21 protein-coding genes are annotated in these 22,666 nt (G+C 72.9%); 19 read left to right on the top strand and 2 right to left on the bottom strand.

What is annotated here, in order from left to right:
- Position 1: 1 nt before the first annotated feature.
- The 4 genes from ACH4DX_RS14115 (at position 2) to ACH4DX_RS14100 (ending at position 3,038) form a co-directional block, all read left to right on the top strand.
- Positions 2–1,240: a mucin-2 gene (locus tag ACH4DX_RS14115; RefSeq protein WP_398155195.1), complete on the top strand. Its 1,239-nt coding sequence runs from the start codon at positions 2–4 to the stop codon at positions 1,238–1,240.
- 135 nt (positions 1,241–1,375) lie between these two features.
- Entirely contained in the window at positions 1,376–1,858 is a 483-nt protein-coding gene (locus ACH4DX_RS14110) for a hypothetical protein (protein ID WP_398155194.1), read from the top strand.
- Positions 1,859–2,002: 144 nt separating this feature from the next.
- The gene (locus tag ACH4DX_RS14105; protein WP_398155193.1) at positions 2,003–2,527 is read left to right on the top strand and encodes a hypothetical protein; all 525 of its coding nucleotides are present in this window, start codon (positions 2,003–2,005) and stop codon (positions 2,525–2,527) included.
- Entirely contained in the window at positions 2,517–3,038 is a 522-nt protein-coding gene (locus ACH4DX_RS14100; RefSeq protein ID WP_398122274.1) for a DinB family protein, read from the top strand. The genes ACH4DX_RS14105 and ACH4DX_RS14100 overlap by 11 nt, the downstream gene beginning before the upstream one ends.
- A 78-nt stretch (positions 3,039–3,116) precedes the next feature.
- Here the strand turns inward: ACH4DX_RS14100 and ACH4DX_RS14095 are convergent, their stop codons facing one another.
- A complete protein-coding gene (locus ACH4DX_RS14095) occupies positions 3,117–4,001 on the bottom strand; it encodes a S1 family peptidase (protein ID WP_398155192.1) in 885 nt (294 codons plus the stop codon).
- A gap of 667 nt (positions 4,002–4,668) precedes the next feature.
- Here ACH4DX_RS14095 and ACH4DX_RS14090 point away from each other — a divergent pair.
- From ACH4DX_RS14090 to ACH4DX_RS14020, 15 genes are all read left to right on the top strand, one after another.
- Positions 4,669–5,397, top strand: coding sequence for a hypothetical protein (locus ACH4DX_RS14090; protein ID WP_398155191.1), 729 nt, complete (start codon positions 4,669–4,671; stop codon positions 5,395–5,397).
- 17 nt (positions 5,398–5,414) lie between these two features.
- Positions 5,415–6,242, top strand: a complete 828-nt coding sequence (locus tag ACH4DX_RS14085; protein ID WP_398155190.1) for a hypothetical protein — start codon at positions 5,415–5,417, stop codon at positions 6,240–6,242.
- Positions 6,239–7,546 (top strand): CpaF family protein, encoded by a 1,308-nt coding sequence (locus ACH4DX_RS14080; protein WP_398155189.1) that lies wholly within the window; start codon positions 6,239–6,241, stop codon positions 7,544–7,546. Before ACH4DX_RS14085 ends, ACH4DX_RS14080 begins: the two co-directional genes overlap by 4 nt.
- A gap of 7 nt (positions 7,547–7,553) precedes the next feature.
- The gene (locus ACH4DX_RS14075; RefSeq protein ID WP_398122201.1) at positions 7,554–8,516 is read left to right on the top strand and encodes a type II secretion system F family protein; all 963 of its coding nucleotides are present in this window, start codon (positions 7,554–7,556) and stop codon (positions 8,514–8,516) included.
- Positions 8,513–9,442 (top strand): type II secretion system F family protein, encoded by a 930-nt coding sequence (locus ACH4DX_RS14070; protein ID WP_398155188.1) that lies wholly within the window; start codon positions 8,513–8,515, stop codon positions 9,440–9,442. Before ACH4DX_RS14075 ends, ACH4DX_RS14070 begins: the two co-directional genes overlap by 4 nt.
- Before the next feature lie 75 nt (positions 9,443–9,517).
- A complete protein-coding gene (locus ACH4DX_RS14065) occupies positions 9,518–9,769 on the top strand; it encodes a hypothetical protein (protein ID WP_398155187.1) in 252 nt (83 codons plus the stop codon).
- 19 nt (positions 9,770–9,788) lie between these two features.
- The gene (locus ACH4DX_RS14060; protein ID WP_398155186.1) at positions 9,789–10,349 is read left to right on the top strand and encodes a TadE family protein; all 561 of its coding nucleotides are present in this window, start codon (positions 9,789–9,791) and stop codon (positions 10,347–10,349) included.
- Positions 10,349–10,879 carry a TadE/TadG family type IV pilus assembly protein gene (locus ACH4DX_RS14055; protein WP_398155185.1) on the top strand — a complete coding sequence of 177 codons (531 nt, stop codon included), beginning with the start codon at positions 10,349–10,351 and terminating at the stop codon, positions 10,877–10,879. The genes ACH4DX_RS14060 and ACH4DX_RS14055 overlap by 1 nt, the downstream gene beginning before the upstream one ends.
- A complete protein-coding gene (locus ACH4DX_RS14050) occupies positions 10,876–11,343 on the top strand; it encodes a TadE/TadG family type IV pilus assembly protein (RefSeq protein ID WP_398155184.1) in 468 nt (155 codons plus the stop codon). The genes ACH4DX_RS14055 and ACH4DX_RS14050 overlap by 4 nt, the downstream gene beginning before the upstream one ends.
- A gap of 233 nt (positions 11,344–11,576) precedes the next feature.
- Entirely contained in the window at positions 11,577–14,684 is a 3,108-nt protein-coding gene (locus ACH4DX_RS14045) for a BTAD domain-containing putative transcriptional regulator (protein ID WP_398155183.1), read from the top strand.
- A gap of 495 nt (positions 14,685–15,179) precedes the next feature.
- Positions 15,180–15,908 carry a prepilin peptidase gene (locus ACH4DX_RS14040; protein WP_398122194.1) on the top strand — a complete coding sequence of 243 codons (729 nt, stop codon included), beginning with the start codon at positions 15,180–15,182 and terminating at the stop codon, positions 15,906–15,908.
- A gap of 92 nt (positions 15,909–16,000) precedes the next feature.
- Positions 16,001–17,200, top strand: a complete 1,200-nt coding sequence (gene mqnC / locus ACH4DX_RS14035; RefSeq protein WP_398155182.1) for a cyclic dehypoxanthinyl futalosine synthase — start codon at positions 16,001–16,003, stop codon at positions 17,198–17,200.
- Between the two features lie 15 nt (positions 17,201–17,215).
- Positions 17,216–17,776: a hypothetical protein gene (locus tag ACH4DX_RS14030; protein WP_398155181.1), complete on the top strand. Its 561-nt coding sequence runs from the start codon at positions 17,216–17,218 to the stop codon at positions 17,774–17,776.
- Between the two features lie 183 nt (positions 17,777–17,959).
- A complete protein-coding gene (locus ACH4DX_RS14025; RefSeq protein WP_398122191.1) occupies positions 17,960–18,655 on the top strand; it encodes a demethylmenaquinone methyltransferase in 696 nt (231 codons plus the stop codon).
- Positions 18,656–18,980: 325 nt separating this feature from the next.
- On the top strand, positions 18,981–21,992 hold the full coding sequence (locus ACH4DX_RS14020) for a hypothetical protein (protein ID WP_398155180.1): 3,012 nt from the start codon (positions 18,981–18,983) through the stop codon (positions 21,990–21,992).
- A gap of 100 nt (positions 21,993–22,092) precedes the next feature.
- Here the strand turns inward: ACH4DX_RS14020 and ACH4DX_RS14015 are convergent, their stop codons facing one another.
- A complete protein-coding gene (locus ACH4DX_RS14015; RefSeq protein ID WP_398122189.1) occupies positions 22,093–22,623 on the bottom strand; it encodes a GNAT family N-acetyltransferase in 531 nt (176 codons plus the stop codon).
- Between the last annotated feature and the right edge of the window lie 43 nt (positions 22,624–22,666).

Genomic DNA, 22,666 nt, shown 5'->3' with positions numbered 1-22,666 from the left:
AGTGACCGACGACTCCATGCGCCTCGCCAAGCCATCGGACCTGGAGCAGCTCGCCAAGCTGATCGACGGCAGGGGCAATCTCCAGGACCGCCTGGACGAGGCGTTCACACGCGCCTCGAACCTGGGCGTGCGGGACAAGCTCGCACCCATCGGCCCGATGACGTCATGGGTGACGAAGACGGCGCCCGACCTGCGCAAGCGGGCCGCGATCATCAGGGCGGGCGACGGCGACCCGATGGCCGCAGCGCTGTACGCGGGTTTCACGCCCGAGCAGTTGAAGGGCGTGGAACTGCCGCCCGACACGATGCTCATCGCGAACGCCTCCGTGGCCAACGGTGACAAGTTCGACCCCGGCTGGCTGAAGAGGCAGGACGGCGAGACGCTCAACGACTGGCTGACCAGGATCAAGGGTGAGGCCGTCGCCAAGGTCACGGACAACAAGAACGCGGGCGAAGTAGTCAGCGACTACATCGAGTTGACGGCCCTGGCCTCGACGATGCCGCAGGTGTTCAAGATGTCCGTCCTCGGCACGATGAAACTCATCAAGCATTTCAGGCACGGGGAATTCCTCAAGGCGCCGGGCACCACGCTCTCACAGCTTCTGCGCGGACAGTCGCCGTCCAAGTTCACGCCGCAGAGCGTCGTCAGGATGGGGGCGAGGATCGGGGCGAGGATTCCCGCCCCCGTTCTCGACGCGCTCGCGGGGAAGAACAGCCTCGCGATCCTGAACGGCAAGCGGTGGGCCTGGGAGGCCAACCTCATCAAAGTGGGGAAGAACGCCGCCGGCCTCCAGCGGGCCGGCGGCGCCGGAAAGCTCGCCGCCTTCACGACCGGTGCCGGTACCGCTCTGCGTACGGGTGGCTTCTGGCGGGTCGCCGGTGTCGGCGGCGGTGTGGTGGCGACGGCCGCTAGCGCGTTCGACGTCGTCCAGCAGGGAAATCCCGTCGACGCCTTCAAGCGGGACAAGGCCGGGTACGTCTCCGACGTCTCCGGCACCCTCTTCAACGCCTCCCTGACCGCGGCGATGGTCGCCCCCACGCCGTGGACCCTCGGAGCGGCCGCGATCACAGGTGCCGTGTACGGGGTTTCCTCCGTCATCGACAACTGGGACAAGGTCAAGGAGTTCCCGGGTAAGGTCGCCGACGCCGGGCGCTGGGCGGGCAAGAAGGTCGGGGAGGGCGTGGACAAGCTCAAGGAGGGCGGCAAGAAACTGGTGAGCGGACTGAACCCCTTCGACTGACCGCGGTACGGGAAAGGCGAGCAGGCAGGCATGGGCGCATCATCGTTCGAACTTCGGCACAGGCATTCCACGGGACATGCGAGTCCGCGGGAGCGCATTTCCTTCTGGGGCGGTGAGGTGAGTGGCCTCGGAACCGTGGAACTCGTGCTCCCGGCCCTGGAACTCGTACCCGTCCAGGATCGGACGACGCACATCGGCGCGCTGGTGACGGGCGACAGCATTCCACCGTCGTCCTTCGTCGGCTGGCCCTACTCCGGGAGGCCGCGGCTCGCCCGCGGGAAGTTGAGCGTCGCCGGACGTGACGCCGCCTTCTCCAGGAGTTCCTGGAGGACGGGCAAGGAAGAGCGGGCGCTTCGCATCTGGGCCGTCGGGCGCGAGTACACCTATGGGGAGAAGCAGGACAAGCGGCAACACGCTCTGGTGCGCGAGGGAGCCGCGGTCGAGATGGAGCGCTCCAGCTGGCGGGAGCCGGAGGTGATCTCGGGCAGCGTCCAGGGCGCGGCGGACTCGGTCGACATCAGCATCGCCATCCTGTTCGAGGGGGTGTACGCACGGGACCTGTCCCTGCGCGGCGCGTTGCTCTCCGCCCCGGGACGGTTCATGGACCGGTTGTCGTAACGCCGGGAGCCGACGGCGACGGAGGCCGCGCGCGGGCCGGGCGCCCACCGCGGGAACGGCCGCTCCACGCGCCACCTCACCGTCTTCGCTCACCTCCTGGACAAGGAGACCCCGCCCGCCGAACTGCGCCACTCGCTCGCCGAGTTGCAGCAGATCGGTCTGGTGGGGCCCGAGGGCGAGCTGTCTCCGCTGCTCCGGGAGTTCCTGACCGCGCTCGCGCGTCCGCTGGTGCTGGTCCAGGCGGAGGTGACCGGGCAGCACGGCTCCCTCGCCCACGGGGTGGTCGTGGCCCAGGACGCCGTGTTCTCCCACGACGCGTGGCCGGGGGAGGAGGAGTCGGAGTACGTGCCGATCGAGCCGGGGACCCTGGTGTGGGAGATGGCCCGCAAGGTCAAGCTGCGCCGGGGCGAGCGACCTCGCCGAGCCCGAACTGACCGCGCTCGTCGACCTGACGCTGAACCTCGACTCCACTTGGCGCACGATCACCGCGTGGGGCGCCGGGGACAATCCCTTGCGGCGCTCGGCTTCGACCGTCACCTCTTCGAACGCGCCCACGACGCCCTGCCCCGGTGGCGGGCCTCCGGGCGGGCATGCTGCACGAAGGCGCGTTCCCGTACTGGTGGGGCGGCTGTGCCGTCGGCATCATGGGGCGATGCCGATGCCGAGTGATGACGTCCACAGGGATCCCCGGGGGGAGCCGCCGGGTGAGGCCGACGAGCGCACCATGCTCACTGCCTTCCTCGACTTCCAGCGCGAGACGCTCGCCCTCAAGTGCGCGGGGCTGACGCCGGTGCAGCTCAGGCAGTGGGCGGTGCCGCCCTCGTCGCTGAGCCTGCTCGGCCTGGTCAGGCACCTCGCCGAGGTCGAGCGGGGCTGGTTCCGGTGCGTGCTGCTCGGGGAGGCGGACAAGCCGCACTGGGCGGGGCCGAAGGGGGAGGCGGACGCGCAGTGGGACGTCGACGACGCCGACGTGGAGGAGGCGTTCCGGGTGTGGCGGGCGGAGTGCGACCGCTCTCGGGCGACCGTCGCGGCCACCGCCTCCCTGGACGCCGCCGGGTCCCACGACGGCAGGCCGTACTCCCTGCGGCACATCCTCACGCACATGATCGAGGAGTACGCCCGCCACAACGGGCACGCCGATCTGCTGCGGGAGCGGATCGACGGGGTGACGGGGGAGTAGCGGGGCGACGGGGCCGGTGGGCTACGGCCCCCGGCGCGCGAGCGGCCCGCGCGCGCCGGGGGCCGGGGTCCAGACGTGTCAGCGGCGCGCCAGGGCCCGCTTGATCCGCTTCGCCTCCGCCGAACCCCCCAGCGTCTGCCACAGCTTCGACGAGCTGGTGGACGTGTAGACGCCGGGCGCGCCCTGGTCGCCACAGCCCTCGCCGTACGACACCACACCGATCAGGATGGGCGCCTCACGGCCGGGGACCTCGCGGAAGACGGGGCCGCCGCTGTCGCCCTGGCAGGAGTCCTTGCCCTCGACGCCCGCGCAGAAGTTGACCTTCGCGTCGTAGTCGGCGTAGCTCGTCCGGCACTCGGCGTGCGACAGGATCGGCACGCGCACCTGGCGCATGCGGTCCGGCTGGTGCGTCAGCTCGGTGTCCGTGTTGCCCCAGCCCACGACGGTGGCCTTCTGGCCGGGGCGGAGCAGGGAGTCGGTGCCCCGGGTGGGGAGCCGCACGGCGCTGATGCCCCGCACCGGCTTGCTGAGCTTGATGAAGGCGAGGTCGTAGGCGTCCTTGCCCCGGAGGTAGCGGGGGTGGACCAGGATGCCGTCCTCGGCGACGTCGCGTATCCGGCCCTGGCCCGCCCTGGACAGGACCGTGCGGCCGACGGCCGTCTGGACCGCCTTCGGCTTCACCGGCTTGCGGTGGTCGTCGACCAGGCAGTGCGCGGCCGTCATCACCGTGTCCGGCGCGACCAGGCTGCCGCCGCAGAACTGGCGGTCCTTGACGCTGCCGGGCCCCTTGTCCAGGACGGCCACCGTGAACGGGTAGGCGTCGTTGGGCACTTCGGTGCCGCCGATGACGGCGTTGGCGGCGGGGGCGTTGGCGGCCACGAGGGCGAGCGCCGTGGTGGCCGTCGCGGCGGCGAGCACGGCGCGCACCGCGCGGGGGCGGCGGTAGGGAAAGGAAAGTCTCATGGGGGTCGAATTTCTCTTTCGTCTTGCGGGAGATTTCCGGCGTGCTGTCAGACGACGTGCCTGGCACGGGGGTTCATCCACGCTTCACGGCTGGTTCACTCCTTGTCGCGGATCGGTGAGCGGGGCGGTCGTGCCCTCGTACTCCAGGGCCCCGGGGCCCGAGTGAAGCCGCAAATTTGTGCGGAGATCCTGCGAAGGTGTGGCGCTCCCCCGGTGCACCTCGCCCCGCACGGGCCCCTCCCCCCTCGCCGGCCCCGTGGCATCACCGCCGTCACGGGAACCGCTCGCGCCCCGTCTGACGTCGTCCTGATGTCCGATGGATCTTCGTACGGGGGCGTGGCGCGGAAGGGGTCGGAGGGAGCGGTTGGCGTGAAGTCGCCGTGTGGCACCGCGTACGCAATGGCAGTTGGTTCGCTAGTGCACATGCATGGGTGGGAGTGGCTGTTCTCGGTGACGTGGGAACCAAGGGTCACGTCTTGCGCGTGAGTAACGAGGAAGCACCTGCGCTTCGCGTTCCATAACGTGCCTTGAGGGCCTTATGTGCTGCTGATACGGTGCGATGGCTTGACACCGCGCCTGGGGCTGACGGGCCGATGGAACCCCGGCCGAGGCGGACGCGAAGTGTCTCAAATGACGGATTTTTCATGGTCGTACGGGGAGCAGTTGCGTGAAGATCCAAGAGCGTACGGGGGTGGGCGGCAACCGTTCCGCCGTGCCGGCTCAGGCCGGGGTCGGTGAACGCCTTCCCTCAGCACCTCGCGAGCGCAAACCCGCGCTGGCGGCGCTTGCCGTGCTGCTCATCCTGGTCGGGGCGCTCGGCGCCACCGTGCTTGTGCTGCGCGCGGGGGACCGCATCGAGGTCCTGAAGGTCGAGGAGAAGATCTCGGCCGGTGAGTCGGTCACGCGTGACAAGGTCGGCACGGTCATGGTCAACGAGGACTCCGGCCTGCACTACATCAAGGAATCACAGTTCGGCGCGCTGAAGAAGCTCAAGGCCAAGAGCAGCCTCTACCCGGGCACGGTCATCGTCGGCGAGATGTTCGACGACAAGGGCGGCCTGCCCACCGGCAAGGCCTCCGTGGGCCTCGCCCTGAAGGAGGGCCAGTACCCCTCCACGCTGAAGCAGGGCGACACGGTCGCCCTCTACCGCGTCGCCGCCAACGGCTCCTCCGGCTCCGGCAACGACAGGGGCGGCAGTGGCGGCAGCTCGTCCGGGCGGACCCCGCTGGTCGCGGACGCCCGCGTAGGCCTGGTGAACAGCAAGTCGGACGCCACCATCAGCACCGGCAACCTGAGCATCACCGTGCTCGTCGACAGTGCCGACGTCGCCGCTGTCACCAGCGCGGCGTCGCTCGGCGAGGTCGCCGTGGCGGTCGTTCCCGGCAACGGCGACTAGAGGCGAGCAGAGGAGACATGGCCCTCATCGCTCTCGCCGCCGACAAAGGCTCCCCCGGCGTCACCACCGCCGCCGTCGCGCTCGCCGCGGTGTGGCCCCGGCGCGTGCTCGTCGCGGAGACCGACGCCGCGGGCGGCGACCTCGTCTACCGCAGCGCCGCCGCGCACGGCGGCCCGCTCAACCCGAACACCGGCATGCTGTCCATCGCCGCGACCGCGCGCCGCGGCCTCGTACCGGACCAACTGTGGGACCACACCCAGCCGCTGTCCGGCGGCCTCGAGGTGCTCGTCGGCCTCGGCATGTCCGAGCAGGCCGCCGGCCTCGCCGGGATCTGGCCCACGCTCGGCCGGGCCTTCGCCCAACTCGCCGAGTCGCCGCACGCGCCGGCCGACGTCATAGCCGACTGCGGCCGGATAGCGGGGGAGAGCCCCGCCGTGGAACTGTTCCCGCACGCGGCCCTCGTCCTGCTGCTCTCGCGTACGGAGCCCGAGGCCATCGCCCGGGTACGGGACCGCGCCGCGGCACTCGCGACCAGGCTGCACGGCGGGCCGCGCGGTGCCGCCGCGCTCGCCACACCGCTCGTCGGCGTCGTCCTGATCGCCGACCCGGCGAACTCCGGCAAGCTGGTCCACCAGGTCGACGAGATGCTCATGGCCGCGCGGACCGGAGCCCGCGTCGTCGGCACGCTCGCCGACGACCCGACGGGCGCCGACCAGCTCGCGGGCCGCAAGCGCGGACGCCTCGACAAGTCGATGCTCATCCGCTCCGCCCGCAAGGTCACCGCCGACCTGTACCAGCAGTACGGCGCGGCCTGGGCGAGCCCGACGGCGGGGGCCGGGCGATGAGCGCCGTCGACCACCAGCTGGTGAAGCGGTTCCGGCAGGACGCCGGTGACCGCATCGCCGAACAGCGCCGCCTCGACCAGGTCTCCGGTGTCACGCCGATGACCAGCGAGGACGAACGGCAGTACGCCCGCGCCGTCATCGCCCAGATCCTGGAGGAGTACGCCCGTACGGAGATCAACTCCGGGCGCACCCCGCTGGACGCCGAGACCGAGGAGCAGTACGCGGCCGCCGTGCACGCCGCGCTCTTCGGCGTCGGCCGCCTCCAGCCGCTCCTGGACGACCCCGAGGTCGAGAACATCGACATCAACGGCTGCGACCAGGTCTTCGTGGGCTACGCCGACGGACGGGAGGCCAAGGCCGAGCCGGTCGCCGAGACCGACGAGGAGCTGATCGAGCTCATCCAGATCCTCGGCGCCTACTCCGGCCTGTCGTCCCGGCCCTTCGACTCCGCCAACCCCCAGCTCGACCTGCGCCTGCCGGACGGCTCCCGGCTCTCCGCCGTGATGGACGTGGCCCGGCGGCCCGCCCTGTCCATCCGCCGCGCGCGCATGGGCAAGGTGTTCATGTCCGACCTGGTCGGCAACGGCACCCTCACCCCGGACGTCGCCCACTTCCTCGCCTGCGCCGTACGCGCCCGCAAGAACATCATGATCGCGGGCGCCACCAACGCGGGAAAGACCACGCTCCTTCGGGCACTCGCCAACGAGATCCCGCCGCACGAACGCCTCATCACCGTCGAGCGCGCCCTGGAACTGGGCCTCGACACCTTCGCCGACCTGCACCCCAACGTGGTGGCGTTCGAGGAGCGGCTGCCCAACTCCGAGGGGCAGGGCGCCATCTCCATGGCGGAACTGGTGCGCCGCTCCCTGCGCATGAACCCCTCCCGCGTCATCGTCGGCGAGGTGCTCGGCGACGAGATCGTGACCATGCTGAACGCGATGTCGCAGGGCAACGACGGCTCGCTGTCCACGATCCACGCCAACAGCTCCAGCGAGGTCTTCAACAGGATCTCGACCTACGCGCTCCAGGCCGCCGAACGGCTGCCCATCGAGGCCAGCCAGATGCTGGTCGCGGGCGCGGTGAACTTCGTCGTCTTCATCCAGCGGCGCAACGACTACCAGTCGGGCGGCAGGCTCCAGCGCAGAGTGACCTCCGTCCGCGAGGTCAACGGCGTGGACGGCCGCGTCCTGTCCAGCGAGGTGTTCGCCGAGGCGCCGGACGGCAGCGTCGTCGCGCACGCCCCGATCGCCTGCATGGACGACCTCGCCGCCTTCGGCTACCGGCCCGCCGGACCATGGGGGTGAGCACGACATGAACGCACTGGACTCCATGGGCGGCCTGTTCTCGCTGCCCGTGCTCTACGCACTCGCCTGCGGTGTCGCCGTCGGCGGCGGGCTCGCACTGCTCGCTGTCGCGGTGCGCGGTCTTCCCGTGCGGCCCGCCCACGAGAAGCAGCGCGCCGGCGAGCGGATGAGCGAACTCGTCCGGTTCGTCGGCCGGCGCGGCTCGATCGCCATCGGCGTCGGCCTGGTCGTCCTGCTCCTCACGCGGTGGGCGGTGGCGGGCCTCGCCTCCGGCGTCCTCGTCTTCTTCTGGGACAAGCTCTTCGGCGGCGCCGCCGAGGAGCGCCTCCAGATGAAGCGCGTCGAGGCGCTCGCCGCCTGGACCGAGTCGCTGCGCGACACCATCGCGGGCGCCGTCGGCCTGGAACAGGCCATCCCGGCATCCGCGCGCGCCGCGGCCCCCGTCCTGCGGCCGCACCTCGACGCCCTCGTCGACCGGCTGCGGGCCCGTACGCCGCTGCCCGAGGCCCTCCAGGTGCTCGCCGACGAGATCGACGACGCCTCCGCCGACATCATCGTCGCCGCGCTGATCCTCAACGCCAAGCTGCGCGGGCCGGGGCTGCGCCAGGTCCTCGGCGCGCTCGCCAAGTCGGCGCGCGAAGAGGTCGACATGCGCCAGCGCGTCATGGCACAGCGCGCCTCGACCCGGCGCTCGGTGCAGATCGTGGTCGCCGTCTCCATCGCCTTCGTGCTCGGCCTCGCCATCTTCAACCGCGAGTTCGTCTCGCCGTACAGCACGCCCGTCGGGCAGCTCGTGCTCGCCTGTGTGTGCGCCCTGTTCGCGCTCGGCTTCTGGTGGCTGCGCAAGCTGTCCACGGTCGAGACGCCGGACCGTTTCCTCGTACGCGACGAGCCCGGGGTCCAGTTCGTACGCCCCCGGGGTCCGGGCGGCGCCGCGGTGCAGGGCGCCACCGAAGGGGTACACCGATGAACCTGACCCTGCCGATCGTCATCGGCGCCACGCTGGGCCTCGGCGTCTTCGCCCTCGTACGGGCACTGATGCCGACCAGGCGCAGCGCGGTCGCCACGGTCGCCCGCATCGACGCCCTGCGGGCCCGCGGGGCGGCGTACGAGTCCGCGCACCGCACCACCGACACCGCGGACACGGGGCGGCTCGGCGCGGTGCGGTCCCGGGTGGGCGCGCGGGTCGCCGAGTTCTACCTCCAGCAGGGCTGGGAGCTGCGCCCGCTCCGCGCCGACCTGGCAGTGCTCGACCGGAGCTGGGAGAAGTTCCTCGCCACGAAGGTGCTGCTCGCGGCCGTCGGCGTCTTCTTCGGCCCGTTCCTCTTCGTCGTCATCCACACCCTCAACTTCGGCCGCAGCCCCGTCATCCCGGTGTGGCTCGCCCTGATGTTCGGGGTGCTCTTCTTCTTCCTGCCGGACCTCGAGGTGCGGCGGGACGCCCAGGACAAGCGGCGGGACCTGCGCCGCGTCATCGGCGCCTATCTGGACCTGGTCTCCATGAGCCTCGCGGGCGGCCGCGGTCTGCCCGAGGCCCTGATGGCGGCCGCCGAGGTCTCCGACGGCTGGGCGACACAGCGGATCCGCAACGCCCTCGCGGACGCCAGGATCACCGGCATCAGCCAGTGGCAGGCGCTCGGCGCGCTCGGCGAGGCCCTCGGCGTCGAGGAGCTCAAGGACCTCTCCGCGTCCCTGGCGCTCGTCGCGGACGACGGCGCGAAGGTACGCGAGTCGCTCGCGTCCCGCGCGGAGACGATGCGCCACCGCGAGCTCGCCGAGATCGAGGGCAGCGCGGGCGAGAAGTCGCAGTCGATGCTGGTGGCACAGCTGTTGCTGTGCGCGGGGTTCCTGGTGTTCCTCATCTTCCCGGCGGCGATGCGCGTGTTCCAGGCCTGAACCTTCCGACGCGGACGTAGCTCCACAGACCCGTACCCGCCCCCCACGGCTTCACTTTCGAAGGGACAACGCACCATGAACGGACGGAACCTCAGCTCCGGCATACCGGCAGTCGACTTCCTCGTGACCTTCCTCAGGACCCGGGTGCGGCGAGCGCGCTCCGGCGAGCTCGACCGCGGCGCCTCCGCCGTCGAGTGGGTGATCATCTCGGCGGTCGTGGTGGCGATCGTCGGGGTGGTCGCGGCGATCATCAACAACGCGCTCAAGGGCGGCGCCGACAAGGTCAGCGACTGCATCGAGGGCGCCGACGCCAGCAAGACCTGCTGACCGGGCGGCTGTCGACGTCATGAGGGACTACGGGGGCGGGAGCGGGGGCGGCCCGGGCGGGTGCAGCGGCCAGGATGTGTGCCGTGGCGGGGGTGTGCGCCCTGGCGGCGGCGTGTGCCGCGGTGGCGGTGTGTGCCGTGGTCGGACGCCCGGGTTCGTGCGCCGGAGGGTGGAGGCCGCCTCCGCCCGCGGCGAGTCCGGTCTGACCGCGATCGAGTTCGTGCTGCTCACCCCGGTGCTCTTCTTCCTGATCTTCGCCACCGTGCAGTTCGCGCTGTACTTCTTCGCGGACCACGTCGCCCAGGCCGCGGCCCAGGCCGGCGCGCGCAAGGCCCGCGCCACGGCGGACGAGAACCCGGGCGGCTGGCGGGGCGAGGCGACCGACGTCGCCGACGCCTACATCCGCCAGCTCGGCCCGAAGCTGGTGCTCGGCCCGGACGTGCGGACCGTCCAGCCGGAGCGCAACACGGTCGGCGTGGAGATCACGGCCGATGTGCCCACGGTGTTCCCCGGGCTCGACTTCACGGTGCACGCGCGGTCGTCGGGGCCGGTGGAACGGTTCGTCGAGGAGGGCGGTTGATGAGACCGACACGGGGGGTGCGGGGGCTTGCCGCGGGCCGGGAGCCTTCGGCGGACCGGGGGCTTCCGGCGGACCAGAGGCCGTCGGCGGGCCGGGGGTTCGCTGCGGGCCGGGAGCTTTCGGCGGGCCGGGGGCTCGCTGCGGACCGGGGGCTCTCGACCGTCGAAGTGGTCATCCTGGCGCCGGTGATGATCCTGTTCATCCTGGTCCTCGTGGCCTTCGGGCAGCTCGTCGAGGGCCGGGGCGCCGTCGACGGGGCGGCGCGCGACGCCGCCCGCGCCGGGTCGATCCAGAAGGACCAGGGCACGGCGATGGCCGAGGCGCGCAAGGCCGCCGAGGCAGACCTGGAGGACGTCTGCTCCGGCCCGGTGCACGTCGTCCAGAAGAGCGCGGGCTTCGAGCCGGACACGCTCTTCACGGTCGAGGTGAGCTGCGAGGTACGGGGCCTCGCGATGCTCGGCCTCGACATCCCGACGACGCTGGAGGCGAGCTTCAGCTCACCGCTCGACCCCTACCGGAGGTCGGCGTGAGCACGGCAGTGACGCGGGTGCGCGCGTGGGCCCATGCCCGCCGCACCCGCCTGGACGACCGGGGCTCGGGCGCGGGCGCCGTCATCGTCTTCGCGCTCGTCTTCCTCACCCTGTCCGCGTTCATCATCGACGGCGGCCTGTCCATCTCCAAGCGCGAACGCGCCGCCGACATCGCCGAACAAGCCGCACGCTACGCCGCCCAGGACCTCGACACGGAGGGCCTGTACGAGGGCGCGGAGGGTGCTCCCATCAACTACGAGAACTGCGGCGCCCGGGTCCGGAAGTTCGCCCGGGAGATGGGGCTCACCGGCCCCGACGTGGCGGCCACGCACTGTGTCACCGCCACCGCCGAACAGGTCGAGGTCGAGGTGCAGATGACGTACAGCCCCGTGTTCACCGGGATGTTCTTCGGCGGCGACGTGACGGTGCGGGGCCGGGCGGCGGCGGAGAACGAGGTCGGGTAGCCGACGGCCGGGGAGTTGTCCACAGGCCCCCGCTGGGTCACGGGCACTTCCGTAACATCGCCGAGAGGGAGCCTGCTTCGCCGAGCGGGCACCACCCGCACCACCGAGTACGCACCTACTGATCACCCGTACGCATCCCCGAACCGCCCGTACGCATCCCCGAACCGCCCATCCGCATCCCCGAACCGCCCCCGCACACGAGCCCACCAAGGATCAGGACCAGGAAACCCGCCATGGCGCGACGTACCACCCCAAGCTCGACGGGTCCGAGGAACCGGACGCCTCAGCCCCTGCCGGGGCGCCAGCGCTCGGCAGGGGACTTCGTCAAGGCGTTCTTCGCCTTCGTCGCCCTCGCCGCGCTGCTCGTCGGCGTGCCCGGAGCTCTCGCGTACTTCGTGGGGTGGCCGCTGCCCGACGGGTCGCCGTCCCTGGACTGGCTCAGGGAGGAGATCACGGTCACCACGTTCATCAACGTGCTGACCGTGGTGGTCTGGCTGGCCTGGGCCCAGTTCACCGCCTGCGTGCTCGTGGAGATCAAGGCCGCGCTCTCCGGTGTGGGCATGCCGGGACGGGTGCCGGGGGCGGGACCGAGCCAGGTGCTCGCCCGGCAGCTCGTCGCGGCGGTGCTGCTCGTCGGCGCGACGGCGGCAAGCTTCGCGCCGGGCCTGTCGAGCTTCGGGCAGTCCGCGGAGGACAACCACGGGCCGACCGCCGCCACCGCCCAGCAGACGCCGGGCGTCCTCGGCCAGGACCAGCGGCATGCCGCGGCGAGCGCGGCGGACGCCCTCGCCGAGCAGGCCGGTCACGCCGCGGCTCGGGCGGACAAGGAGGGGGGCACGAAGTTCTACCGCATCCAGCCCCCCGAGGGCCGCCACCACGACTCCCTGTGGGAGATAGCGGAGCGCCACCTCGGCGACGGGCGGCGGTACAAGGAGATCTACCAGCTCAACAAGGACCGCGAGCAGCCCGACGGTTCGCGGCTCTCCGAGGCCAGCCTGATCCGGCCGGGCTGGATCATGGAGATGCCCGCCGACGCGCACGGCGGCGACCTGGTGGAGATGCCCGACGAGGCCCCCGAGGTGTCGAAGGAGGTCCGCGAACAGATCGCCGACTACGCCAAGTCCGGGGGCCAGCGGCAGGGCGGCGGCGCCCGGGAGCCGGGCGGCGACCGCGAGGGCGGCGGGTCCATCGACCGCGACACGGCCCACATCGCGCTCCCCGAGCAGCGTCCCGGCGGCAGCGAGCGCGGCGACGGGCGCGGCGACGGGCGCGGTGATGGGCACGGCGACGGGCGCGGTGATGGGCACGGCGCCGACGGCGGCAAGGACACGGGAGAGCCCGCCCCCGCCGAGTCCGGGTCGGAGTCCGGGTCGGAGTCCGAGTCCGGGTCGGAGTCCGGGTCCGGGTCCGGGTCCGAGGTTGGATCCAAGGCCGCCTCCGAGGACTCCTCCTTCGGGCTGCCCGAGGCGCTCATCGGGGCGCCGCTGCTCGCCGCCGGACTGCTCGGCGCCCTCGGCCGCCGCCGACGGCACGCACTGTGGCAGTCGGCGATGGGCGCCGTCGGCCTGCGCCGCGGCATGGAACCGCCCACGCCCACCGGCTCCGCGGCCGATGCCCAGGACGCCCTCCTCATCGGCGCCGACCCCGAGGGCGTGCGGATCCTCGACCGCTCGCTGCGCGGCCTCGCCGCCGCCCTCACCGAGGAGTCCCGCCCCCTGCCCACGGTGTACGCGGCCTGGCTCACCGGCGGCGACCTGCACCTCCAGCTGGCGCAGGCCTCGGGGCGGCCGCCCGCGCCCTGGCGGCCGGGGCAGGACGAGACGTTCTGGACGCTCACCCGCGCCGACGCCGAGCGGTACGGCGACGTGGACGCCGCCGCTCCCTACCCGGGCCTCGTCTGCCTCGGCACCATGGACGACTCGCGGCTGCTGCTCAACCTGGAGGCCGTGCCCGGCATCGTGTCGCTCGCCGGCACGGCGGCCGACCGGGCGGCGGTGTTCGCGTCCGTGGCGGCGGAGCTGGCCACCAACGGCTGGTCGGACCGCATGACCATCACCCTCGTCGGCTTCGGCGAGGACCTGACCCCGCTCGCGCCGAACCGGCTGCGGCACCTGGAGGACGTCGAGGCGCTCATCGAGACGATGGACGCCGAGACCCGGCAGCGCCGCGGCGCACTCGGCGCGGCCGGGCACGACTCGGTGCTCACCGGCCGCACGGGACCCGCGCGGCACACCCGCTGGGCACCGCACCTGGTGCTGCTCGCGGACCGGCCGGGCCCCGAGGACGCCGTGGCCCTGGCCGAGCTGGCCGCCGACGCGAGCCGCCTCGGCATCGGCTATGTGGTCGGCTCCGACACCGGAGAGCTGCCCGGCGCCGCCTGGGAGATGCAGATCACCGGCGAGGGCACGCTGCGCGCCCCGCTGCTCGGCCTCGAACTGGTGGCACAGCAACTGCCGGAGCCGCTGCGGCGCGCCGTGGTCGAGCTGTTCGTCGACGCCGACCCCCGGCCCGGGGGCGGTGACGACTCCGACGGCGGGGCCGCGGTCGCGCCGCCGTTCCTCGTCGACGTCAGCGAGCAGGGCCGCCCCGCGGTGTACGCACGGCTCGTCGGCAGTTACGAGATCATCGGCCTCGACACCCCGGACGGCGAGCGCAGCCCGCTCCTGCACGAGGCCCTCGCGCTCCTGCTGCTGCACCGCGAGGGCGTGCACCCGCGGGTCCTCGCCTCCGCGCTGTGGCCGCGCGGGGTCACCGACGACGTCCGCGACGCCCTGGTGGACCGGCTGCGGGGCTGGCTCGGCAGCGATCCCGACGGCTCACCCCGGCTGACCGCCGACGCCGACGGCCGTCTCGAGCTCGCCGAGTCCGTCGTCTCCGACCTGGACGTCCTGCGGTCGCTGTACCACGAGGCGACGCAGGGCCGCGGGTCGGGCAACCGGGCCGTGCGCGGGCGGATGCTCACCGACGCGCTCGTCCTGGTGCGCGGGCCGCTCCTCGCCGACCGGCCGCAGGGGCGGTACGGCTGGCTCACCCACGAGATAGTCGACGCCCAGCTGCCGCTCCTCGTCGCGGACATCGGGCTCGCGCTGTCGGAGTTCCACCTGGAGAAGGACCGCGCCGAGAAGGCCATCGAGGCACTGAACGCCGCTCTGGGGTCCGCGCCCGCGGACGAGCGCCTGTGGAACGAGCTGCTGCGGGCCACCCACGCCCTGGGCGACCCGGCCAGGCTGCGGGCCCTCGCCTCGGACCTGGTCGGCCGGAGCGGGGCGCGGGGGTTGCCTCCGCGTACGGAGGCGTTGCTCGACGAGTTGTCGCCGGGGTGGCGGACGGGGGCGGCGTAGGGGTCCGGCCCAGCAGGCGGCGACCGTCCGCCGCCGCGCGGCGGCTTTCCCCACGCGCCCACCCCTCACCGCCGGCACCGTCGCCCGGGTCCGGCCGACCGTCCGGTGACTGTCGGCCCCCGGCGCCCTGCTTCCGCAGGCCCACCCCACGGCCGGGCGGTGACGGGTGGGCGGGAGACCCGCCGCGGCAGCGGCAGCACCACCCACGACCCGCACCCGAAGACCCGACCGACTGACCGGCAGACCGACTGACCGGCAGACCGGTAGAACGACTGACCGGCAGACCGGCAGACCGGCAGACCGGCAGACCGACTGACCGGCAGACCGACTGACCGGCAGACCGGTAGAACGACTGACCGGCAGACCGGCAGACCGGCAGACCGGCAGACCGACTGACCGGCAGACCGACTGACCGGCAGACCGATCGACCGGCAGACCGATCGACCGACAGACCGACAGACCGACAGACCGTCCCACCGACCGAAGCGGAGCGCCATGCAGACCCTGATCGTCATCGGGGCCGTCCTCTGGGGCGCGGCCACGGGCTACCTGCTGCCCCGCGCGGCCTACCGCTTCGCGGTCCCCCCGGAGGAGCCCTGGCGGGATCGCTGCCCGAGCGGCGAGCACCAGCTGGAGGGCTGGCTCGGCCCGGCCCCGGACGAGTGCGGGGACGCGAGAGCGGCCCGCACCCGGGCCCTACTGACCACCCTGGTCACCGCCGCGGCCTGCGCGGCCCTCGCCGCGGCCACGGGCCCGCGCCCGGAGCTGCTCGTGTGGCTGCTGCTCACCCCGCCCGGCGTCGTCCTCGCGATCGTCGACTTCGCCGTGATGCGCCTGCCGGACGTCCTGACGCTGCCGATGGCGGTGGCGGCCCTCGGCCTCCTCGGCGGGGCCGCGGCCCTGCCGGAGCACGGCGGCTCCTGGACGACGGCGGCGCTCGGCACGGTCATCCTCAGCGGCGGCTACTTCGTCCTCTTCCTGATCAACCCCGACGGCATGGCGTTCGGCGACGTCAAGCTGGCGCTGGCGCTCGGTGCCGCACTCGGCTGGTACGGCTGGGGCGTCCTGCTGCTCGGCACGTTCACGGGTTTCGTGCTCGCGGCGGTGTACGGCGGCTGGCTCGTCGCGGTGCGCAAGGCGGGCCGCAGAACGGCGATCGCCTTCGGCCCCTTCCTCCTCGCCGGGGCGCTCGCGGGAGTCCTGCTCGGCGCGTACGCGGCGTGAGGCGGGGTCCCGCGCTCCCCACCGCGGGGGGCCCGGGGGCCTGGCGTACGCTGAAGAAGATCTGTCCGCCCCCTGACGAAAGGGACGCCCCGGTGACCGAGAAGGCCGACCTCAAGTCCGTCCTCGACCGCGCCGCAGCAGGCGGACGTATCAGCGCCGAGGAGGCGCTCGACCTGTACCGCGACGCCCCGCTGCACGCGCTGGGCGCCGCCGCCGACGCCGTACGCCGCCGCCGCTACGCCGGCACGGAGCACATCGCGACGTACATCATCGAGCGCAATATCAACTACACGAACGTCTGCGTGACGGCGTGCAAGTTCTGTGCCTTCTACGCGGCCCCGAAGGACACCAAGAAGGGCTGGACGCGCGACCTCGACGACATCCTGCGCCGCTGCGCGGAGACGGTCGAGCTCGGCGGCACGCAGATCATGTTCCAGGGCGGGCACCACCCCGACTTCGGCGTCGAGTACTACGAGGAACACTTCTCGGCGATCAAGAAGAACTTCCCGCAGCTGGTCATCCACTCCCTCGGCGCGTCCGAGGTCGAGCACATGGCCCGCATCTCCAAGGTCTCGGTGGAGGAGGCGATCCAGCGGATCAACACCGCCGGGCTCGACTCCTTCGCGGGCGCGGGCGCCGAGCTGCTGCCCGAGCGGCCGCGCAAGGCCATCGCCCCGCTCAAGGAGTCCGGCGAGCGCTGGCTCGAGATCATGGAGACGGCGCACAACCTGGGCGTGGAGTCCACCTCCACGATGCTCATGGGCACCGGTGAGACGAACGCCGAGCGCATCGAGCACCTGCGCATGATCCGCGACGTACAGGACCGGACCGGCGGCTTCCGCGCCTTCATCCCGTACACGTACCAGCCCGAGAACAACCACCTCAAGGGGCGCACGCAGGCCTCCGTCTTCGAGTACCTGCGCATGATCGCGATCGCCCGGATCTTCCTCGACAACGTCGCCCACATCCAGGGCTCCTGGCTGACCACCGGCAAGGAGGCGGGCCAGCTGACGCTGCACTACGGAGCGGACGACCTCGGCTCGGTGATGCTGGAGGAGAACGTGGTCTCCTCCGCCGGTGCCAAGCACCGCTCCAACCTGCGCGAGATGATCGACATGATCCGCACCGCGGACCGGGTCCCGGCCCAGCGCGCCACGACGTACGAGCACCTCGTCGTGCACGACGACCCGGCGGACGACCCCGTCGACGAGCGGGTCGCCTCGCACATCTCCTCCACGGCCATCGAGGGCGGCACGGCACACCCGGAGCTGAAGCTCCTGGCCGCGAACTAGCGGACCGGCGCCGCCTTGCTGACGCTGCACCGGGTACGCGGAGTCGAGGCGTCCGGGGACGGGGCCGTCCCGTCCGGGACCGAGGCCGGTCCCGGGCACGCCGTCGTCGTCGACGGCTCCCGCTTCGCGGCCGTCGGCCCGTACGAGGAGTTGTTCGCCGCGTACGGGGAGCGGGCCCGCGTCCGGGAGTGGGACGGAGTTCTCACCCCCGGCAGGTACGAGCGGGACGCGGTCGCCCTCCTGGAGTCCGCGTACTGGCCCGACCCCCGCGAGGCCGACGCCCTCGGCACCGAGCCCCTGACCGGCCCCGCCCTCGCCGCCCTGGACATGACGGACACGCGTTGGGGCGCGAGCGCGAGACGCGGCGTCCAGCGCCTCCTGGCGGCGGGCACCACTGCCCTGGCGGGCCCGTTCACGCGCCCCGCGGTCCGCACGGCGGTAGCACGCTCGGGCCTCCGCGACCGCCCGGTGGCCCCGCCCCGGGCCGGCGGGGAAGCGGACTTCACCGTCCTGACCCAGGACGGCACCTGCCTGGCGACGGCCATCGGCGGCCGTCTGGTGTACCGCCGCCGCTGAGCCACGGGTCGACCCGGGGCGCGGGGCAAGGCGGGCCCCAGAGGGGGGCGGGGAACGGCGCGAGCAACCAGGACGACCCCGCACCCGCCAGGACTCCGAACCCGGCAGACGCCCCCGCGCAGAGGCCCGCCGCAGGCGAAGGCCACCGCCAGGACAGAAGACCGGCCTGACACAATGGGCCGGGTGACCCGAGCCTCCTTGGACAAGCAGCCGCACGAAGTCGCCTCGATGTTCGACGACGTGGCGGAACGGTACGACCTGACCAACGACGTGATCTCGCTCGGGCAGGCCAGGCTCTGGCGCAAGGAGGTCGCCCGCGCCGTCGACGCCCGCCCCGCGCAGAAGGTCCTCGACCTCGCCGCCGGTACGGCCACCTCGTCGGGCCCCTTCGCACAGGCGGGCGCGTACGTCGTCCCGTGCGACTTCTCGCTCGGCATGCTCCGCGTCGGCAAGCAGCGGCACCCGTGGATGCCGTTCACTGCGGGCGACGCGATGAAGCTGCCGTTCAAGGACGACACCTTCGACGCCGTCACGATCTCCTTCGGCCTGCGCAACGTCCAGGACACCGACGCCGCGCTGCGCGAGATGTACCGCGTGACCCGGCCCGGCGGACGCGTCGTCATCTGCGAGTTCTCCGAGCCCACGTGGGGGCCGTTCCGCACGGTCTACATCGAGTACCTGATGCGCGCGCTGCCGCCCGTCGCGCGCACGGTCTGCTCCAACCCGGACGCGTACGTCTATCTCGCCGAGTCCATCCGCTCCTGGCCCAACCAGCCCCAGCTCGCCGCGCGGCTCCAGGACGCCGGCTGGTCGAAGGTGGCCTACCGCAATCTGACGGGCGGAGTCGTCGCGCTGCACCGGGGATTCAAGCAGGGATAGCGGCACCGGCTTTCCGCAAGGGAGTTGACGGGAACCGTACGGCGGAGAAGATGTGTCAGTTCCTACATCCCGGCCACGTGCTGTGGCCGGGATGTGACGGTCGGCGTACGCCGGCCACGTCCCCACACTCTTCTTCCCACATCCCTCATACTCCCCATATCGGAGCTGCCCGATGGCGTCGAACTGCCCCGGCTGCGGGGCTCCAGCTCCCGACGAGGCCCGCTTCTGCATGAGATGCGGGCGCGAACGCGCACCCGTCGATGACGGGGCGGCGCCCAGTCCTCCCGCGGAACCGCGGGACCAGGCGGAACCTCAGGACAAGGCGGTGCCGCGGGACAAGGCGGTGCCGCTGCACAAGGGGGTGCCGCTGAACGAGGCGGAACCCGAGGACAAGGCGGAACCCGAGGACAAGGCGGAACCCCAGGACAAGGTGGTGCCGCCCGGACCGGCCGCCGGGAACGCCGCCGAACCCGCCGCCGAACCCGCCGCCCGACCGGCCGCCGAACCCGCCGCCGAACCGGTTGCCGAACCCGCCGTCGGCCCCGCCGCCGAGCCCCGGGACGAGGCAGGGCGCGAGGTTCCGACCGGCTCCGAAGTCCCGTCCCACCCCGCGACCTTGGTGGTCCCCCCAGCCGCCACCCCGCCGCCCGCACCACCCCCCGCTCCGGCACCCCCCGCCGCACCCCCACCCCCGGTGATCGCACCCGCCCCCGAGGCGCCCGCGGCGCCCGCGAACCCGGTGCCGCCCGCCACCCCACCACCCCCCGGCAGGCTGCCCCCGCCACCAGGGCCCTCACCCCTGGGTGCCTTCCTGGGGCGGGCGTCGCGGGGCGACTGGGCCGGGTCGGTGCAGGCGGCGCTGTGGCCGCTCGCTCTGCTGCTGGTCACGGCCGTGGGGTGCGCCCTTCCCGAGTACGGGCAGGACGAGGAGGACGCCGTCGGCTTCGTCGGGCGGCTGCGGCTCGCGCTGGCCGTCGCGCTACAGGCGGTGGGCGGAGACCTGGAGCTCAGCGGCCGCGAGGAGCGCGACTTCACCGGCTCCACCACGGAGTCCGCGATCGACGGCGCCATGTCGATACACCTGGTGCCGCTGACGGTCACCGCCCTGTTCGTCGGGGCGCTGTTCATCGGCGTACGCGTCCTCAGGAACCGGCTGCGCGACCGTGCCGCCGCATACGGCGCCCAGCACACGGGACCGACGGCGGGGCTCGAAGCCGCCCTGCGCGTGGCCCTGTTGACCGCCGCGGGCGTACTGGCGCTCGGCCTCTTCGCGCAGCCGGAGATCGAGGGCGTCGAAGTGTCGTCGGGGCCGTGGTTCGCCACGCTCGGCGCGCTGCTGCTCGCCCTCGCCGTAGCGGGCGGCGTGCTGTACCGCGAAGGCGTGCCGCACCCCGGGAGCCCGGCGCCCTGGCCTGCCGGGCGCCCCGGCGCGCAGGCGTTCCTGCGCGCCGTCGGGGTGGCGCTGCGCGCCCTCGCCGTCGTGCTGGTCGTCGCGTCCGCGGTCGGCTACCTCACCCTCACGCAACTCGACGAGCTGTCCGACGCGGCCGACACGGAGGACGCCGGGGTGTCGCCGTACGTCGTCGCGCTGCTCGTCCTCCCGAACCTGGGCCTCGCCGCCCTCGGGGTCGGCTGGGGCGCGCCCCTGGAGGCGGAGGCGTCCGGGCGGCGTTCGTCGTCGTACGGCGGAGAGCGCGAGAGCCAGTCGTTCGGGCTCTCCGAACTCGGTGACCTGTTCAACTCCGGTGCCGTGGTCGGTGCCTTGGCGCTCGGCCTGGTGTGCGCGCTGACCATCGGAGTGCTCGCCGCGCGCCGGTGCGCGGGCCGCGGCGAGCAGGTCCTGGCCGCGGGCCTGTTCTTCGGGATGTTCCTGCTGCTCGCGGCGGTCGGCGGTTTCAGCGTCGAGACCTCGGCGAGCGAGGTCGGGTTCGGCGGCGATTCGGCCAGGGCCACCGTCGAGGGCGGTGTGAGCCTGCCGGACGCGCTCCTCTTCGGGCTGCTGTGGGTGGCCGGAGCGGTGGTCGCGGGACCGTTCGTGGCGCGGGCGGCCGGACAGCGGGGCGGGGTGGGCGGACCACCCATGCCGCCGGGACCGCAGGGACCGTCCGGTTCGGGCGGGGCGCCCGGGCAGGGAGGGGTCCTTGGTTCGGGTGGTGCGTCCGCTTCCGGCGGCGTTCCCGGTTCGGCCGGTGTCGCGGCCCGGGCGCCGTCGCAGGCGCAGGCTCAGATGCCGTCGCAGGCGCAGGCGCAGGCTCCGTCGCCCTCACAGGCGCATGCACCGGACCCGGCCGCGGACGTACACGCAGTGCCGACGCAGAGCGCCCTGCCGCTCCCCGCACCCCCGCCGCTCCCGGCACCCGCACCGCTCCCGGCATCTTCGCCGCTCCAGGCACCCTCACCACTCCCCGCACCCCCGCCGTACACCGCTGCCCCCGACACGCACCCGTCGGCGCCCGCCTTCCAGCTCGGCCGCCCCCAGGCGCCGCGCCCCGCTCCCGGCGGGACACGGGGCCGTGCGGGCATCTGGGTGGGCACGCTCGTCGGCGCCCTGGTCATCGGCGGCGGTGTCGCGGCGGGCGTCCTGCTCTGGCAGCAGTCGGACGACGACACGGACGCCGAGGGCAAGAACGGCAGCCCCTCCGTCAGCGGCAGCGAGGAGCCGTCCGGGGCACCCACGTCGGACGCGTCGACCGCGGACGCCGCCCAGCCCACGCCCTCCGGCTCGCCCTCGGACACCGTAGGCGCGAACGGCGGCACGGACGGCGGCACGGACAGCGATACGGACAGCGATACGGACGAAGGAGTGGACGGCAGCACGGACGACGGCACGGACGAAGGGGTGGACGGCGGGTCCGCCGACAGGGCGGGCGGTGCCGAGGTGCCCGCGGGGTCGCAGCGGATCACCGACACGATGGGCTTCTCCTTCGCGGTCCCGGACGGCTGGAGCCGCGAGATCGGCGACAACCCGACCCAGATCACGTACGCGGGCGTGACGGGGCCGGAGAACTTCCAGATCGGCGTCATCGACAACGCCGACTACACCTCGTACGGGAACCTCAGGACCATCGAGGAGCACGCCAAGAAGGACCCGGACAAGTCGGACTACCGTCGCATCCGCCTCGTGGACACGACCTTCAGGGGGCGACCGGCCGCGGTGTGGGAGTACACCTACGAGGACCGGGCGGGCCGGACGATCCGCGCCATCGACCACAGCTACATCGCGGACAACGGCACCGAGTACGCCCTCCAGCTGTCCTGGCGCGAGGACTTCTGGCCGGCCGGGCACGGCGCGGCGACGCACCGGACGGCACTGAACACCTGGCGCCTCACCGGCTAGCGGTCACGACGCTCCGCGCGGCACTCCGGCTCCGGTCAGGGGTGCCGCGCGGACGTCGTGCTCCACGAGGAGCCGGGGGACCGGGCCTGCCCGGCCTCCGTCAGAGCACAAGCCGGAAGGAGTGCGCCCGCTGCCCCGGCCGGGGCGAGGCGAACGTCTCCGTGCGTTCCATGCCGAGGCCTTCGGCCACCGCGATCGAACGCGTGTTGCGTACGTCGACCACCGCCACCACCGCGGGCACACCTGCCGCCCGCAACCGCTCGACGGTGGCGCGGGCCGCCGCGCTCGCGTAGCCACGGCCCCACGCAGTCCGCGCGAGGCGCCAGCCGATCTCTATGTCGCCCACCGGCCCCCACGGGTGCGGCCACGGCTGGGCGCCGGTGAAGCCGATGGGGTCGCCCGCGGGGTCGAGCAGGGTCCACAGGCAGAAGCCGTGTTCGGCGTCGTGGCGGCGCTGCCGGGCGGTCAGCTCCTCGTACGCGGACAGCTCCGCCGACCTTCCGCCGAAGAACTCCATGACCTCCGGGTCGTCGAAGAGCCGGTGCCAGACGAAGGCGTCCTCGTGCGTGGGCACGCGCAGCCGCACGGCGGGCGGCGCGACGCCGACGGGGGCCACCACGGTGCCGGCCACGGTAACGGGGCTTACGTCGCTCACATCGCTCACAAGTGGCCCT

It is taken from the genome of Streptomyces sp. NPDC017940 (assembly GCF_044328435.1).
GTDB lineage: Bacteria > Actinomycetota > Actinomycetes > Streptomycetales > Streptomycetaceae > Streptomyces.
This window is presented reverse-complemented; position numbering and strand designations above follow the sequence as displayed.

Coding starts and splice junctions, on each gene's coding strand:
- ACH4DX_RS14100 (WP_398122274.1), top strand. CDS start 2,517: ATGCCGAGTGATGACGTCCACAGGGATCCCCGGGGGGAGCCGCCGGGT.
- ACH4DX_RS14095 (WP_398155192.1), bottom strand. CDS start 4,001: ATGAGACTTTCCTTTCCCTACCGCCGCCCCCGCGCGGTGCGCGCCGTG.
- ACH4DX_RS14085 (WP_398155190.1), top strand. CDS start 5,415: ATGGCCCTCATCGCTCTCGCCGCCGACAAAGGCTCCCCCGGCGTCACC.
- ACH4DX_RS14080 (WP_398155189.1), top strand. CDS start 6,239: ATGAGCGCCGTCGACCACCAGCTGGTGAAGCGGTTCCGGCAGGACGCC.
- ACH4DX_RS14075 (WP_398122201.1), top strand. CDS start 7,554: ATGAACGCACTGGACTCCATGGGCGGCCTGTTCTCGCTGCCCGTGCTC.
- ACH4DX_RS14070 (WP_398155188.1), top strand. CDS start 8,513: ATGAACCTGACCCTGCCGATCGTCATCGGCGCCACGCTGGGCCTCGGC.
- ACH4DX_RS14065 (WP_398155187.1), top strand. CDS start 9,518: ATGAACGGACGGAACCTCAGCTCCGGCATACCGGCAGTCGACTTCCTC.
- ACH4DX_RS14060 (WP_398155186.1), top strand. CDS start 9,789: ATGAGGGACTACGGGGGCGGGAGCGGGGGCGGCCCGGGCGGGTGCAGC.
- ACH4DX_RS14055 (WP_398155185.1), top strand. CDS start 10,349: ATGAGACCGACACGGGGGGTGCGGGGGCTTGCCGCGGGCCGGGAGCCT.
- ACH4DX_RS14045 (WP_398155183.1), top strand. CDS start 11,577: ATGGCGCGACGTACCACCCCAAGCTCGACGGGTCCGAGGAACCGGACG.
- ACH4DX_RS14040 (WP_398122194.1), top strand. CDS start 15,180: ATGCAGACCCTGATCGTCATCGGGGCCGTCCTCTGGGGCGCGGCCACG.